This window comes from Reyranella sp., assembly GCF_965227665.1.
Taxonomy (GTDB): Bacteria; Pseudomonadota; Alphaproteobacteria; order Reyranellales; family Reyranellaceae; genus Reyranella.
On record NZ_OZ245767.1, the window covers coordinates 552,194 to 567,698 of the forward strand.

Consider the following 15,505-nt stretch of genomic DNA (forward strand, 5'->3'; position numbering starts at 1 on the left):
GCGGTTTTGCTACCATACCCATGCCGGACCGGCCACCCAGCGATCCCCTCGCGCGGCCGCGGAAAGACAAGAAGCAGGCATGGCACGAAACGGCGATCTCTTCGATCGGTCTGGCGGCGGCAAGCGTGCCGCGGGGCCGAAGGAAAATTCCTACACGGCAAGTGACATCGAGGTCCTGGAGGGGTTGGAGCCCGTCCGCAAGCGCCCCGGCATGTATATCGGCGGCACCGATGAACGGGCCATGCACCATCTGGTGGCCGAGATCCTCGACAACTCGATGGACGAGGCCGTCGCGGGCCACGCCGACACGATCTGGCTCGAAATGCTGCCGGGCAACTACGTCGCGGTGCGGGACAATGGCCGCGGCATGCCGGTCGATCCGCACCCCAAGTTCAAGAACAAGTCGGCGCTGGAGGTGATCCTCACCACCCTGCATGCAGGCGGCAAGTTCAACAGCAAGGTCTACGCAACGTCGGGCGGACTGCATGGCGTGGGCGCCTCGGTCGTGAACGCGCTCTCGGACGATCTCGTCGTCGAGGTCGCCCGCGACCGCCAGGCCTGGACGCAGAGCTTCTCGCGCGGCCTTCCGGCCTCGAAGCTGAAGCCGGCCGGCCCCGCGCCCAACCGTCGCGGCACGATCGTCACCTTCCATCCCGATCCCGAAATCTTCGGCAAGCAGCAGTTCGTGCCCGAGCGCCTCTACCGCATGGTGCGCTCCAAGGCCTACCTGTTCCGCGGCGTCGAGATCCGCTGGAAGTGCGACAAGTCCCTGCTCAAGAACAGCACGATTCCCGAGGAAGAGACGTTCCGCTTCCCCAACGGCCTGAAGGACTACATCACCTCCGAGATCGGCCAGCGGCCGACCGTCGTGCCGCAGCCCTTCGCCGGCGAGGCCAAGAGCGAGGGCAACGGCAAGGTCGAGTGGGCCGTGTGGTGGCCGAACGACGAGGAAGGCTTCGTCCGCTCCTACTGCAACACCGTGCCGACCGCCGAGGGCGGCACCCATGAATCGGGCTTCCGCAGCGCCCTGGTGCGCGGCCTCAAGCGCTATGCCGAGCTGACCGGCAACCGCAAGGGTTCGGTCATCACCGCCGACGACGTGATCGACGGTTCGGCGGCCCTGGTCTCGGTCTTCATCGAGCAGCCGCAGTTCCAGGGCCAGACCAAGGAAAAGCTGGTCAGCGTCGAGGCGACCAAGATCGTCGAGACGATCGTCGGCGACAATTTCGAGCACTGGCTGATCGGCGACAAGGAAGCTGGCAACGTCCTGCTGGAGCACGTCGTCGCCAAGGCCGAGGAGCGGCTGCGGCGGCGCCAGGATCGCGAGCAGCAGCGCAAGACTGCGACGCGCAAGCTGCGCCTGCCGGGCAAGCTCGCCGACTGCTCGAGTTCCTCGTCGACCGGCACGGAGATCTTCCTGGTCGAGGGCGATTCGGCCGGCGGTTCGGCCAAGGCCGCGCGCAATCGCGAGACCCAGGCGATCCTGCCGCTGCGCGGCAAGATCCTCAACGTGGCCAGCGCCACCTCCGAGAAGATGCGTGAGAACCAGGAGATCCAGGATCTCATCCAGGCGCTGGGCTGTGGCGCCGGCACCCACTACAACGACGACCGCCTGCGCTACGAGCGGGTCATCATCATGACCGACGCCGACGTCGACGGCGCGCACATCGCCTCGCTGCTGATGACGTTCTTCTATCGCGAGATGCCGAAGCTGATCGAGAACGGGCATCTGTTCCTGGCGCAGCCGCCGCTGTTTCGCATCAGCAAGGGTGGCCGCACCGAGTACGCCCAGGACGATGCCCAGAAGGACGAGCTGGTCCGGACGGTATTCAACGGCAAGGCCGACATCACGCGTTTCAAGGGCCTGGGCGAGATGCAGTCCGTCCATCTGCGGGAAACCACGATGGATCCGGCCAAGCGGGTTCTCCTGAAGGTCGACGTGCCGCTGATCTCGGGCACCGAGCCCGAGTCGCGCGTCGAGGACATGCGGACCCGCACCCTCGTCGAGGACCTGATGGGCCGCAAGCCCGAGAAGCGCTATGCCTTCATCCAGGAGAATGCCCGGTTCGCCCGCGATCTCGACGTTTGAGGCTGGTTACGCGGGGCTTACGGCCCGCACGCAATATTGTGACATCCCGGGAGCTGGATCCCGGGCGTATGATAGACGGATAATCCGCGGAGGAGTTCGCCCAATGCGCTTCAGGTCCAAAATCGCCGCCGCCCTTCTGGCGGTCGCCGCCCTGCCGGCCGCCGCCTATGCTGCCACGATCGGCGGCACCTACTATGCGGTACAGTACGATTACCGCGAGTTCTTCGCCGCCACCGACGGCAAGAACTTCCAGGTTGTGCTCCACGGCAATCCCTTCCCCGGCACGGATCCCGCCGTCGTGGCGCGCGACCTGCTGCCGATGATGCAGGCTGCCAAGCCAATGCCCCGGCTCACCTTCACCTACGAGACGCCGGCGGAAAAGCCGCGGCCCGACTACCGGCTTATGCTGGTCTTCGACCCGGCCAACGATCTCAACAGCGATTCGGTCTGCAAGGGCACGGTGCGCTTCAAGCCCGGCAAGCCCGGCGTTTTCAACGTCTATGCCATCTACTGCCGCAACGACATGACGATGTCCGAGACGACCGCGTGGACCCCAGCGAACGGCCCGACCGATCCGCGTATCGGTACTCTTTTCCGCGAGCTGTTCATGGTCGTGTTCTCCGACTCGCCCTCTCTCCGACCCAACCAGGGCGGCGGCATGGGCCGCGACTAGCGTGCCCGAGCGCCCCAAGCGCTCCACAGGGAACATCTGCTAACCAGACGGCAATGGCCGTCTGGTATTCCCTCCTCGATCTCGCCCTCTCCCGTCTCGACGCGGAGGCCGCTCATGGCCTCGCGATTCGTGCGCTCAAGACCGGCCTGTTGCCGGGCGACGGGCGCGCCGACGCCGCGTCCCTGGCCACGAAGATCTGGGGCCGTTCGCTGCCCAACCCGATCGGTCTCGCCGCCGGTTTCGACAAGAATGCCGAGGTCGCCGACGCCATGCTTGCGCAGGGCTTCGGGCTGGTGGAGATCGGCAGCGTCACGCCGCGGCCGCAGGAGGGTAATCCGCGCCCTCGCCTGTTCCGGCTGCCGCAGGACCGGGGCGTCATCAACCGCATGGGCTTTCCTGGCCAGGGCCTGGACGCCGCCCGATCGCGCCTTGCCGCCCGCCCGCGGCGCGGCTTCGTCGGCGTCAATGTCGGCGCCAACAAGGACAGCGTCGATCGCGCCGCCGACTATGTGACCGGCTGCGTGGCCCTGGCGCCCTATGCCGACTACCTCGTCTGCAACGTCTCCTCGCCCAATACGCCCGGCCTGCGCAACCTGCAGGGCCGGAGCGAACTCGCCGGCCTGTTGAAGCGCGTGCAGGACGCGATTGCGGCCAAGCCCGTGCCGCTGGTGGTCAAGATCGCCCCCGACGCGACCGACGAGGATCTCGACGATATCGTCTTCGTCTGCCGAGACCTGAGGCTGGACGGCATCATCATCGGCAACACGACCCTTTCCCGCCCTGCCTCGCTGAGGTCCGAGCGGCGCGGCGAGACCGGTGGCCTCTCGGGTGCCCCGCTCACGGCGCTGTCGACCGAGGTGCTGCGCAAGACCGCCCAGCGCGTCGAGCGGCAGTTCCCGCTGATCGGTTGCGGCGGTGTGGGTTCGGGGGCCGACGCCTATGCCAAGATCCGCGCCGGCGCCACCTTGGTGCAGCTCTACTCGGCGATGGTCTACGAGGGCCCGCCGATCATTCGCCGCATCAAGGACGAGTTGGCCGCCCTGCTGGCGCGCGACGGATTCGCATCGGTCGCAGACGCCGTCGGCGTGGACGTTGGGGCGTAGCAGGCTCCTGAAGCAGGTGTTTGCAGGTGTCGGCGAGAAACATCGTATCGCCAGCGGTACCTAGATACCTCAACCAGGGGCTGCGACACTCATTTCGTTTATTGCGTTTATTTCGTTTGTTTCGTTTATTCGCCGGGGCCCGGCTTTTCCTGGGGCCGGCCAGGGCCTCGTCGCATCGCGAAAATCTAAACCGCAGACGCCGGCCTGGCGAGCCCATACACTCCCGGACAGGGAGATAACGCCGTGCCGCTCTGGATACCGATCACCGTCGCTGCCGCTCTGTGCCAGAACATCCGCACGACGATGCAGCAGAAGATTCGCGGCATCCTGAGCGTCGATGGCGCCAACTTCGTGCGCTACCTCTACGGCGCCCCGCTGGCGCTGGGCATGCTGGCCTTCCTGGTCTTCGTGACCGGCCGGCAGGTGCCGGCGATCTCGCTGCACTTCCTGTTGCTGGTGACCATCGCCGGCGTCGCGCAGATCATCGCGACCTCGCTGATGATCCACGCCTTCTCGCTGCGCAATTTCGCCGTCGGCACGGTCTACTCCAAGACCGAGACGGTGTTCGTCGCCCTGTTCGCCACCTTCATCGCCGGCGAGCCGCTGAAGCTCGGCGCCTGGGCCGGTATCCTGGTCTGCCTGGGGGGAGTGGCCATCCTGAGCGTGCGCGGGAAGTTCTCCGACGTGCGCGGCGTGCTGGCCGATCTCACGCACAAGGGGGCGATGTACGGCATCCTGTCGGGCGCGATCTTCGCCATTGCCGCCGGCACGATCCGCGAGGCCTCGAAGCTCCTGCCCGACGGCGATTTCATGGTGCGCGGCATCACCGTGCTCGCCTGCATGAACACCATCCAGGTGATCCTGATGGCGCTCTACCTGTCGCGGCGCGACCGGCCGCAGCTTTCCAAGGTCTGGTTCAACTGGCGCTCCTCGATCTGGGTCGGCATCTTCAGCGTGCTGGGCTCGGCCGGCTGGGCGCTCGCCATGACGCTCGAGAATGCCGCGCTGGTGCGCGCGGTCGGCCAGATCGAGCTGGTCTTCACCTTCATCTCCTCCCGCCTCATCCTCAAGGAGCGGCCGTCCCTCGGCGAGTGGATTGGCAGCATCCTGGTGGTCGGCGGGGTCGTTCTCATCCTCGCAACCCGGTGACCCCATGACAGACATGACGAGGCCGCTCGACGGCCTGCGCATCCTTGATTTCTCGACCACCATCGCGGGACCGCATTGCAGCCGCCTGCTCGCCGACATGGGCGCCGACGTCGTGAAGGTCGAATCGCCCGAAGGCGACCTGATGCGTTCGCGCCCGGTGCAGCGCGACGGCTTCAGCACGATGTTCGGCCAGCTCAATGCCGGCAAGAAGTCGATCGTGCTCGATCTCAAGAAGCCCGATGCGGTGGCCGCCATCAAGAAGCTGGCCGCCACGGTCGACATCCTCGTCGAGAACTACCGGCCGGGCGTCATGAAGCGACTGGGGCTCGACTACGCCGAACTTTCCAAGGTCAATCCGCGCCTGATCTATTGCGCGATCTCGGGCTACGGCCAGACCGGCCCGGGCGCCGGGCGTCCCGCCTATGCGCCGGTCATCCATGCCTCGACCGGCTACGACATGGCGCATCTGTTCTACCAGCAGGGCCGCCAGCGCCCCGACAATTGCGGCATCTTCGTCGCCGACTATGCGAGCGGCGCCTATGCGATGGGGGCGATCCTCGCGGCCGTCCACCAGCGCCATGCGACCGGCAAGGGCCAGATGGTCGACGTGTCGATGTTCGAGACGCTGGTCGGCATGCTGCTGGGCGAGGTCAACCGCGCGCAGTTCGATTTCGAGATGCCCTCGCGGCCGATGTATGGCCCCATCGAGGCGAGCGACGGCTATGTGATGCTGGCGACCGCCAGCGAGAAGACCTTCCAGGACATGGCCACCGCGGCCGGCCGGCGCGACTGGCTCACCGATCCACGCTTCGAGAAGTACCAGGACCGTCGCATGAACTGGGGGGTGCTGGTCGACGAGCTGGAGGCGTGGTCGAAGAAGATGAGCGTCAAGGAGGTCGTCGCGGCGCTGGAGAAGCAGGGCGTCCCCTGCTCCCCCTATGTCACCGTCACCGAGGCTTTGCAGGACCCGCAGGTCGAGCATCGCGGCTCGCTCTGCACCATCGAGGATGGCGGCGGCAGCTACAAATCGCCCGCACCGCCCTTCCGCTTCTCGGGCTCGCCGCTGCAGAGCGGCCCAAAGGTCGCCGCCCTCGGCGAAGACACAAGGACCGTGCTGGCGCAAGCCGGCCTGACGCAATCCGAAATCGAGGCCCTCGTAAAATGATCGATCCGCGTACTCCCATCCTGGTCGGCGCCGGCCAGATCACCGACACGGTCGGCAAGCCGTCGAGCGAGCACTCGCGGGTGGCCTTCTGCGCCGAGGCGGCCAACCTGGCGCTCGAAGACACGCGGGCCGAGATCGGCGGGCACGCGCTCGGCCATCTGGTCGACGCCATCGCCGTCATGGAATTCTTCAGCGACATCAGCCCGCGCTTCGCCTCGCCCTACGGCCGGTCGAGCAACCCGCCGCAGAGCGTCGCCAACCGGCTCCATGCCGATCCGAGGCAGCTCCTCTACACCCACTCGGGCGGCAACATGCCCCAGTACCTGGTGAACAAGTTCGCCGAGCAGATCGCCAGGGGCGAGACCGAGCTGGCCCTGATCTGCGGCGCCGAGCTGCTGCGCAGCACGCAGAACGCGCGTCGCGCCAACATGAAGATCGACTGGAACGAGGATCCGGGCGGCGGCGAGCCTACCCGCATCGGCGATCCCCGCTTCGGCTTCAGCGAGGAAGAGGCACGCCACGATCTGCGCGCCGCCATCCACTTCTATCCGCTGCTGGAGAACGCCATTCGCGGCGGGCTGAAGCGCGACGTCGACAGCCACATGAAGGCGATGGGCCGGCTGTTCGAACGCCTCGCCGCGGTCGCCAAGGACAACCCGCTGGCGACACGTCGCGAGGGCTACAGCGCCGAGGCCCTGTCGACCATCTCGCCCGACAACCGCTGGATCTGCTTCCCCTATCCGCGGCTGATGAACGCCAACGCCATCATCGACCAGGCGGCCGCGGTCCTCGTCACGTCGGTCGAGAAGGCCCGCGAATGGGGCATCCCCCAGGAGCGCTGGGTGTTCCTGCACGGCTGCGCCGACGGCACCGATACGTGGGTCGTGTCGGAGCGCGAAAAGCTCGACGCCTCTCCGGCGATCCGCGGCTGTGCCCGCATCGCCCTCGACATGGCCGGCAAGAAGGTTTCCGACATCGACGCCTTCGACCTGTACAGCTGCTTTCCCTCGGCCGTCGAGGTCGCGATGACCGAGATCGGCATCGCCCAGGACGATCCGCGCCCGATCAGCGTGACCGGTGGCCTGCCGTTCTTCGGCGGCCCCGGCAACAACTACGTCACCCATTCGATCGCGGAGATGATGAACGTGGTGCGGGCCAGGCCCGGCTCCTTCGGCATGGTGACGGCCAACGGCAACTACCTCACCAAGCACTCGGCCGGCCTCTATTCGACCGAGCCCACGAAAGGCGCGTGGAAGCGCGAGGATCCGAAGAAGTTCCAGGGCGAACTCGACGCCCTTCCCAAGCGCAGGGTCGAGACCAAGCCCACGGGCACCGGCACGATCGAGACCTACTGCGTCACCTACGGCAAGGATGCGCCCGAGCGCGGCTACATCCTGGGCCGCCTGGACAGCACGGGCGACCGCTTCGTCGCCATGACCCCGGACGATCCCGCCCTGGTCGCCGACATGCTGACGCGCGAGCAGCTCGGGCGTAAGGTGTCGGTCTCCGAAACGGGCGGCCGCAACGTCTTCCGCCCTGTCTGAGGCGAGGAAACGATGCCGAGCGTCCTGAGTGCGGCGCAGACCGCGGAGTTCGATGAGAAAGGCTTCACCTATGCGCGCGGTCTTTTCGCGCCCGACGAGGTGGAACTGCTGACCCGCGCCATGGAGGAAGATCCTGCCGTGCGCGACAGCATCCTCGATCGCCGCGACGGCGAGGGCCGCTCGACGCGCATCGCGCTCTGGAACCGGGCCGGCGACAGCGTCTACGGGCTCGCCGCCCGCGTGCGGCGCATGGTGGACACGTCGGCGGCACTGCTGGGCGGCCCGGTCTATCACTACCAGTCGAAGCTGACGGCCAAGGAACCCGAGGTCGGCGGCGCCTGGGAATGGCACCAGGATTACGGCTACTGGTACTACAATGGCTGCCTGCGCCCCGACATGCTCTCGGTCATGATCGGGCTCGACCGCACCAACCGCGAGAATGGCTGCCTGCAGATCGCCACCGGCTCCCACAGGCTCGGCCGCATCGACCACACGCCGTTGTCGCCGACGCAGAACGAGGTCGATCCCAGGCGGATGCCGCACATCCTCGAGAAGTGCCCGGTCGAGTATTGCGAGCTGGAGGCCGGCGATGCGCTGATCTTCCATTGCAACGCGATCCATCGCTCCGACGCCAACCGCTCGCCCAACCGGCGCTGGACCCTGCTGATCTGCTACAATCGCGTCGACAACGACACCTTCACCAAGGTCGACGACCGCTACTACGTGCCGCTCGAACCGGTCGACGACGACGCGATCCGCCGCGCCGGCCTGCGCTTCGCGCGCGGCGACGGGCAAGAGCATTTCGCCAGCAAGCCTTACGTGCCTGACCTTAGAAGGGCGTCCTAGAGATCATGCCGGGACCCAGACTGATCGAGATCCTGCTGAAGCAGCGCGAGGCCCAGCTCAAGGATGGTCCGCCGACCGCAGAGCAGCGCATCGATCGGCTCAACCGCTGCATCGCCCTCCTCGTCGACCGGCGGCACGACATCGAAGCGGCCGTCACCGCCGATTTTGGCGCCCGCTCTCCCACCGTCACAGCCTTCGCCGACGTCGCCAGTTCGATCGGCCCACTGAAGCATGCGCGCGACCATGTGCGGAGCTGGATGAAGAGCGAGCGGCGCCGTACGACGCCGCGCATTCTCGGGTTTCTGGGCGCGCGCGCCGAAATCCGCCACCAGCCCAAAGGCGTGGTCGGCGTGATCAGCCCGTGGAACTTCCCGGTCAACCTCACCTTCGCGCCGCTGGCTGGCGTTCTCGCCGCCGGCAACAGGGCCATGATCAAGCCGTCCGAGACGACGCCCGTTACGTCCGAATTGCTGAAGCAGATGTTCGCCGGCGCCTTCGACGAGAGCGAGATCGCGGTCGTCACCGGCGGCCCGGAGGTCGGGCAGGCCTTCTCGTCCCTGCCCTTCGATCATCTCGTCTTCACCGGCGCGACCGCGATCGGCCGTCATGTGATGCGGGCGGCGGCGGAGAACCTCGTCCCGGTGACGCTGGAGCTGGGCGGCAAGAGCCCCGTCGTAGTCGGCCGCTCGGCGGACATGTCCGTGGCCGCTGCGCGGATCATGAACGGCAAGACGCTCAATGCGGGACAGATCTGTCTGGCGCCCGACTACGTGCTGACGCCGGCCGACCGGCTCCCCGACTTCGTCGCCGCCGCGAAGACCTCGGTCGGCCAGATGTTCCCGAGCATCCGCGAGAGCCCGGACTGCACTGCCATCGTCACGGACCGTCACTATGCGCGGCTGATGGACTATCTCGACGACGCGCGGGCCAAGGGCGCGGAGATCGTCGAGATCAATCCAGGCGCCGAGGATCTCCGCCAGCAGCCGCATCGCCGCATCGCGCCGACCCTGATCCTCAATCCGACCGACGACATGAAGGTCATGCAGGAGGAAATCTTCGGGCCGTTGCTGCCGGTGAAGGCCTATGGCGACGTGCAGGAGGCCATCGATTACATCAACGCCCACGACCGCCCGCTCGGCCTCTACTATTTCGGCGACGACGCGGCGGAACGGGACCGCGTGCTCGACGGCACGACGTCGGGCGGCGTCACGGTGAACGACGTCGTAATGCACGTCGCGCAGGAGGAGCTGCCGTTCGGCGGCATCGGCCCGGCCGGCATGGGCGTCTATCACGGCCATGACGGCTTCCGTGAGTTCAGCCACCGCAAGTCGATCTACCACCAGATCAAATGGGACCTGGCACCGCTGCGCATGTTGCGCCCGCCCTACGGTGCGGGGCTGAAGAAATATCTCTCGATGCAGATCAAGCGCTGAAAGCGAAAGGTCCCTCGCTCGCAAGGGACCTTCAGAGTCAGGCAGCCTTGATGTTCGAGCGCTTGATGCGGTCGAGATTGGCCCCCTCGATGCGCACCAGCTTCGTCAGACCGTCCCGCTTCGGCGAGTGGACCACGCCGACATCGTAGAAGTGGCTGTCGCCGGGCTTCAACACGTACGTCTTCGTGGGTTCGACCAACGACGGCTCCTCGCCCTCGCCCTTCTTCACGATCCGCCAGTCCGTCATCTCAGTGTCGCCGGTCGCCAGGCCGTAGATCGCCCAGCTGGGGCCGTGATCGTGCGGTGCTCCGTGTGCGGCCGTCTCGTAGACATGGCCGCAGATGCAGAATCCCAGCTCCGGATCTTCGTAGAGGACCTTGCGCGGACGGCACTGATCGGCGGTCAGGTGCTTCGCGACGAATTCCTCGTCGAGCAACACCTTCGACACCAGCTTGCAGACCTCCTGCTTGCCCGCGGTCCCCGAATCGGCCTTCAGCGCCTGTCGAATGTCGGCGCTCAACTGCTCGAGAGTATAGGTCATTCCTTGCCTCCAATCTGAATATCCATAATCGCACGGTGGATACTGGAGTTCACCTCTTCGCCACCGACGGCAATCGCTCTGCGAGCCTTGCTAAACGCCCAACCTCTCCAGCGCCGCGCTGAGGCGTGCCCCGGTCTGTTCGGCCTGTGCGCGACGCTCGCGCTGCTCCTCGACGACCTCTTCCGGCGCGCGTGCGACGAAGGCGGCGTTGGCGAGCTTGGCGTCGATCTTGCCGACCTCGTCGACGAGCTTCTTGATCTCCTTCTGGAGTCGCGCACTCTCGGCCTTGAGGTCGATCACGTCGCCGACCGGCAGGGCGTAGGTCGCCTCGCCGAGGACGATCTGCAACGACGCCTTGGGCGCCGATGTAGCCGCCTCGACACCCTCGATACGGGCCAGCCGCTCGATGGCCGGGCGATGCGTCTCGAGTCGCGCCGCGGTCGTGTCGTTGCCGCCGATCACCAGCAGCTTGAGCTTGGCGCCGGCCGGCACGTTCAGCTCGGCGCGCGCCGAGCGAATGTCCTGGATCAGCTTCACCAGCCAGCCCATCTCGGCATCGGCCGCTGCATCGACGGCGGTCGGTGCGGGCCAGGGCTGGCCGATCAGCGGTCCATGCTCGGCGCGGTGGCCGAGCTTGTCCCACAGTTCCTCGGTGATGAACGGCATCACCGGGTGCATCAGCTTCACCGTCTCGCGTAGCACGAAGGCCGTGACGGCCCGCGTCTCGTCCTTCTCCGGCCCGTCGGCGCCCTGCACGATCGGCTTGGTGAGCTCGACATACCAGTCACAGACCACGCCCCAGACGAACTCGTAGAGCGTATTGGCGGCCTCGTTCAGCCGGAAATCGGTCAGCGCCTTGTCGATCGCCTGGTTGGCGCGGGCGAGTTCACCCAGCATCCACTTGTTTACCGTGAGCCTCGCCGACGCGGGATCGAAACCCTTCGGCAGGGCCGCGCCGTTCATCTCCGCAAAGCGCGTCGCGTTCCACAGCTTGGTCGCGAAGTTGCGCGCGCCCTCGACGCGGGCCGGCGCCAGCCGCAGCCGGCCGGCCTGGGAGGCCGCCAGCGACGTCATGGTGAAGCGCAGCGCATCGGCGCCGTACTTGTCGATCAGCTCCAGGGGATCGATCACGTTCCCCTTGGACTTCGACATCTTCTGGCCCTTCTCGTCCGTCACCAGCCCGTGCAGGTAGACGGTGCGGAACGGCACCTCCTTCATGAAGTGCATGCCCATCATCATCATGCGGGCGACCCAGAAGAACAGGATGTCCCAGCCGGTGACGAGCGTGCTGGTAGGATAGTATTTCGCTACTTCCGGCGTCTGGTCCGGCCAGCCCAAGGTCGAGAACGGCCACAGGGCGGAGCTGAACCAGGTGTCGAGCACGTCGGGATCACGCTCGAGTTCGACGTCCCTGCCGTAATGCGCCCGCGCCTCGACTTTCGCCTCCTCCTCGGAGAGCGCCACGAACACCTTCTTGTCCGGCCCGTACCAGGCCGGGATCTGGTGGCCCCACCAGAGCTGGCGCGACACGCACCACGGCTCGATGTTCTCCATCCAGCGGAAGAAATCCTCGCGGCCGCGTTCGGGTACGAACTTCACGCGGCCGTCGCGCGCGGCGGCCAGCGGCGCCTCCGCGAGCTTCTTCGCGTCGGCGTACCACTGCTCGGTGAGGTAAGGCTCGACCGGCACACCGCCGCGGTCGCCGTACGGTACCGCATGCGTGTGCGGCTCGATCTTCTCGACGAGACCCAGCTCCTCCATCTCGGCCACGACGACCTTGCGCGCCTCGAAGCGGTCGAGGCCGCGATACTTCTCCGGCGCCTTGTCGTTCACCCGCGCAAACTTGTCGAAGATATTGATGGCCTCAAGATTGTGCCGCCGGCCGACCTCGAAATCGTTGAAGTCGTGCGCCGGCGTGATCTTGACGGCGCCAGAGCCCTTCTCCGGATCCGAATACTCGTCGCCCACGATGGCGATCCGCCGGCCGACCAGCGGCAGCACCGCATGCTTGCCGATCAGGTGCTTCCACTTCGGATCGTCGGGATGCACGGCGATGCCGGTATCGCCCAGCATCGTCTCGGGCCGCGTCGTGGCGACCACGATGAACTCGTCCGGGCTGCCCTCGATCGGATACTTGAAGTACCAGAGATGGCCCTTCACCTCGCGCGACTCGACCTCGAGGTCGGAGATCGCGGTCAGCATCTTGGGATCCCAGTTGACCAGCCGGAGGTCCTTGTAGATCAGGCCTTCCCTGTAGAGTTCGACGAACACCTTGAGCACGGCCTTCGACAGGCCCTCGTCCATGGTGAAGCGCTCGCGGCTCCAGTCGCAGGAGGCGCCCAGGCGGCGGAGCTGGCTGGTGATCGTGCCGCCGGAATAGGCCTTCCACTCCCAGACGCGGGCGAGGAACTCCTCGCGGTTCAGCAGCTTCTTGTTGGCATCGTTGCGGGCGGCGCCCTCGACCGCGAGGCCGATCCCCTCCTGCTCGAGGTTGCGCACGACCACCATCTGCGTGGCGATGCCGGCATGGTCGGTGCCGGGCTGCCACAGCACGTCGTCGCCTTTCATGCGGCGCCAGCGGATGAGTACGTCCTGCAGCGTGTTGTCGAGCGCGTGGCCCATGTGCAGGCTGCCCGTGACGTTGGGCGGCGGGATGACGATGCAATAGGGCTGCTTCGGCGACTCAGGATGGGCACGGAAAGCCCCTGAGCCTTCCCACTCGGGATAGCGCCGGGCCTCGATTTCCTTGGGGTCGTAGGTCTTGTCGAGCATCTTCTGGCCTTAAACGAAAAACGCCACGGTTGCGACACCGTGGCGATGATTGAGGGTGGCGCCCGGGGTCAGCGGCGGGTCAGCCGCGCAATCTCGCGTTCGACATAGCGCTCGACCATTGGCGGCAGGTTGGTGTCCAGCCACTCCTTGAGCATCGGGCGCAGCATCTCCTTGACCAGATCCTCGATGGTCTGGCCGGAGCCGCCGACCCGGGGGCCGGGATCGGTCGCCACCGGCGGAGGCACGCTGTCCTGGACGGCCTGGTTGAGCCGCGCGAAGGCCGAACTGGTGGCCCCCGCCACGCCGGCACCGACCAGCGCCTCGGCCGGCGTCGTCTTGGCAGCCGGCTTTTCGCTGACGGCCGGCTCGGTCGCGGGCTGCGGCATCTCCGCCGCGATCACGGGATCGATCCGCGGCATCGCGGTGGGCTGTTCGTTCGGCATCGACTTGGGTTCTTCCACGATCTCGGTGAGCAAGAGCACGTCGTCGCCCGGCGCGGACGGCGGCGCAGACGGCAGCACGGGGGGTATTACGGGCGGGCGCTCGCCGGGTGCGGTGTTCGCATTGCGCAGGCCTCCGACCTGGGCGCGGGCCTCGTCATCCGAGATGATCTTTCGGATGGACGCCAGGATATCGTCCATCGAGGGGTCCTGGTTGGGACCGCTCCTGGCGTCGCTCATCTTCCGCTGCTCCCCATCGGGGCGGCACCGGCGACGCCGGCCGGCGAGGTCGACGGCGGAATGTTGCCCGTACCGGACTCGCCGCTGCTGCCCCAGCCGACCCAGCGGGAGCCGACATCCTTGTAGTAGCGCTCCTCGTCGTAATACTCGACGGGCAGCGCCAGGGTCCGGGCCGTCAGGCGGCCGATACCGGCCAGCACGCCATAGTAGGCGACCTGCACGTCATGGCGCGCCTGGATCAGATTGACTTGCGAATTGAGCAGCTCCTGCTCGGCGTTCAACACGTCCAGCGTGGTACGAGAGCCGACCAGCGCTTCCTGCCGCACGCCGTTCAGGGCGACTTCGTTGGCGCGAACCTGCGATTCGAACGACGTGACCCGGGAGCGCGAGGAATCGAGCTGACGCCAGGCGCGGATGACGTTTTCCGCCACGGCGCGCCGGGCGCTGTCGAGCTCGTTGCGGCGCTGTCCGACCAGTTCGCGCGCCGAGCGGACCCGAGACCATTCGCTGCCGTTCTGGAAGATCGGGATCACCGCCTGCAGGCGAACCGCATAGTTGTAGTACTTGTCGTTGGGGACCTGCAGGTCGAACTGCTGCTGAAGCGCGCCCACCAGGTTGACCTGCGGCAGCAGGTCGCCGACCGCCGAGTTCACGCCGTAGTTGGCGGCCGTGATCCGGTGGGCGGCGGTCACCGCGCGGGGGCCTGCATCCATCGCCAGGCCGATCGCCTCCTCTTCCGAGGACGGCAGGCCGCCGATCAGCGGGATCTCGCCCAGCTTGCCCGGCTTCTTGCCGATCGTGCGCTGGAACGCGGCTTCGGCGATTCGGACCTGGGTCTCGGCCTGCACCAGGTCGGCCTTGGCCAGTTCGAGGCGGGCTTCGGACTGCGACACGTCGGTGATCGTCAGTTCGCCGACCCGGAAGCGTTCGCGGGTGGCATCGAGCTGCTGGACCAGCACCCGCACGTTGTTGCGGCGGGCGTCGGCGATACCGATGTTCTGGATGAGGTCGGCATAGGACGTGACCGCCGCCAGCAGCACGTTCTGCTCGGTCTCGGCGAGCTGCGCCCGTTGTGCCTGGATGTTGGACTGGGCCTGCTTGGTCTCGGCGATGGTCTTGCCGCCGCGGAAGATCGGCTGGACCATCTGCAAGGTCGTGAACTTGCCGTTCAACGCATAGAAGGTCGGCGCTGAACGCTGCGAGTAGGAGTCCTGCTCGACCTTGTTGTATTCGACGTTCAGCGTGACGCGCGGACGCCAGTTGGCGACCGCCTGGGACAGCGTCTCATCGGTCTGTCTCAGGATCGCGCGGCTGGCCAGAAGGTCGGGGTTGCTGTTGTAGGTCGTCGACAGGGCCTCGATAAGGCTCTGCGACCACGCGCTGGAAGCTCCCCCGAGCCCGACCGCCAGGATGCACGCGGCCGCGGTGCGGGCATGCCTCAAACCGGGCCGGATACGCATTGCTCTACCCTCATCTTTGACCGGCACCCTAGCATCAGGCGGAACACTAT

General features: G+C 66.6%; 12 protein-coding genes. 8 read left to right on the forward strand and 4 right to left on the reverse strand.

Annotated elements, in window-relative coordinates; all coding sequences use genetic code 11:
* The first annotated feature begins 79 nt into the window (after positions 1 to 79).
* From parE to ACO07I_RS02735, 8 genes are all read left to right on the forward strand, one after another.
* A complete protein-coding gene (gene parE / locus ACO07I_RS02700; RefSeq protein WP_422014046.1) occupies positions 80 to 2,089 on the forward strand; it encodes a DNA topoisomerase IV subunit B in 2,010 nt (669 codons plus the stop codon).
* A 103-nt stretch (positions 2,090 to 2,192) separates the two neighbouring features.
* On the forward strand, positions 2,193 to 2,762 hold the full coding sequence (locus ACO07I_RS02705) for a hypothetical protein (RefSeq protein WP_422014048.1): 570 nt from the start codon (positions 2,193 to 2,195) through the stop codon (positions 2,760 to 2,762).
* 53 nt (positions 2,763 to 2,815) lie between these two features.
* A complete protein-coding gene (locus tag ACO07I_RS02710; protein ID WP_422014050.1) occupies positions 2,816 to 3,865 on the forward strand; it encodes a quinone-dependent dihydroorotate dehydrogenase in 1,050 nt (349 codons plus the stop codon).
* A 243-nt stretch (positions 3,866 to 4,108) separates the two neighbouring features.
* A complete protein-coding gene (locus ACO07I_RS02715; RefSeq protein WP_422014052.1) occupies positions 4,109 to 5,014 on the forward strand; it encodes a DMT family transporter in 906 nt (301 codons plus the stop codon).
* Positions 5,015 to 5,018: 4 nt separating this feature from the next.
* A complete protein-coding gene (locus ACO07I_RS02720) occupies positions 5,019 to 6,179 on the forward strand; it encodes a CaiB/BaiF CoA transferase family protein (RefSeq protein ID WP_422014054.1) in 1,161 nt (386 codons plus the stop codon).
* A complete protein-coding gene (locus ACO07I_RS02725; RefSeq protein WP_422014056.1) occupies positions 6,176 to 7,723 on the forward strand; it encodes an acetyl-CoA acetyltransferase in 1,548 nt (515 codons plus the stop codon). The genes ACO07I_RS02720 and ACO07I_RS02725 overlap by 4 nt, the downstream gene beginning before the upstream one ends.
* Before the next feature lie 12 nt (positions 7,724 to 7,735).
* Positions 7,736 to 8,569: a phytanoyl-CoA dioxygenase family protein gene (locus ACO07I_RS02730; protein WP_422014058.1), complete on the forward strand. Its 834-nt coding sequence runs from the start codon at positions 7,736 to 7,738 to the stop codon at positions 8,567 to 8,569.
* 5 nt (positions 8,570 to 8,574) lie between these two features.
* Positions 8,575 to 10,002, forward strand: a complete 1,428-nt coding sequence (locus ACO07I_RS02735; RefSeq protein ID WP_422014060.1) for a coniferyl aldehyde dehydrogenase — start codon at positions 8,575 to 8,577, stop codon at positions 10,000 to 10,002.
* Between the two features lie 37 nt (positions 10,003 to 10,039).
* On the opposite strand, the gene ACO07I_RS02740 is transcribed toward ACO07I_RS02735, so the two are convergent.
* The 4 genes from ACO07I_RS02740 to ACO07I_RS02755 form a co-directional block, all read right to left on the reverse strand.
* Positions 10,040 to 10,543 carry a hypothetical protein gene (locus ACO07I_RS02740; RefSeq protein ID WP_422014062.1) on the reverse strand — a complete coding sequence of 168 codons (504 nt, stop codon included), beginning with the start codon at positions 10,541 to 10,543 and terminating at the stop codon, positions 10,040 to 10,042.
* Between the two features lie 90 nt (positions 10,544 to 10,633).
* A complete protein-coding gene (locus ACO07I_RS02745) occupies positions 10,634 to 13,315 on the reverse strand; it encodes a valine--tRNA ligase (RefSeq protein ID WP_422014064.1) in 2,682 nt (893 codons plus the stop codon).
* A 68-nt stretch (positions 13,316 to 13,383) separates the two neighbouring features.
* Positions 13,384 to 13,995, reverse strand: coding sequence for a DUF2497 domain-containing protein (locus tag ACO07I_RS02750; protein WP_422014066.1), 612 nt, complete (start codon positions 13,993 to 13,995; stop codon positions 13,384 to 13,386).
* Entirely contained in the window at positions 13,992 to 15,455 is a 1,464-nt protein-coding gene (locus ACO07I_RS02755) for a TolC family outer membrane protein (protein WP_422014071.1), read from the reverse strand. Before ACO07I_RS02755 ends, ACO07I_RS02750 begins: the two co-directional genes overlap by 4 nt.
* Positions 15,456 to 15,505 lie beyond the last annotated feature (50 nt).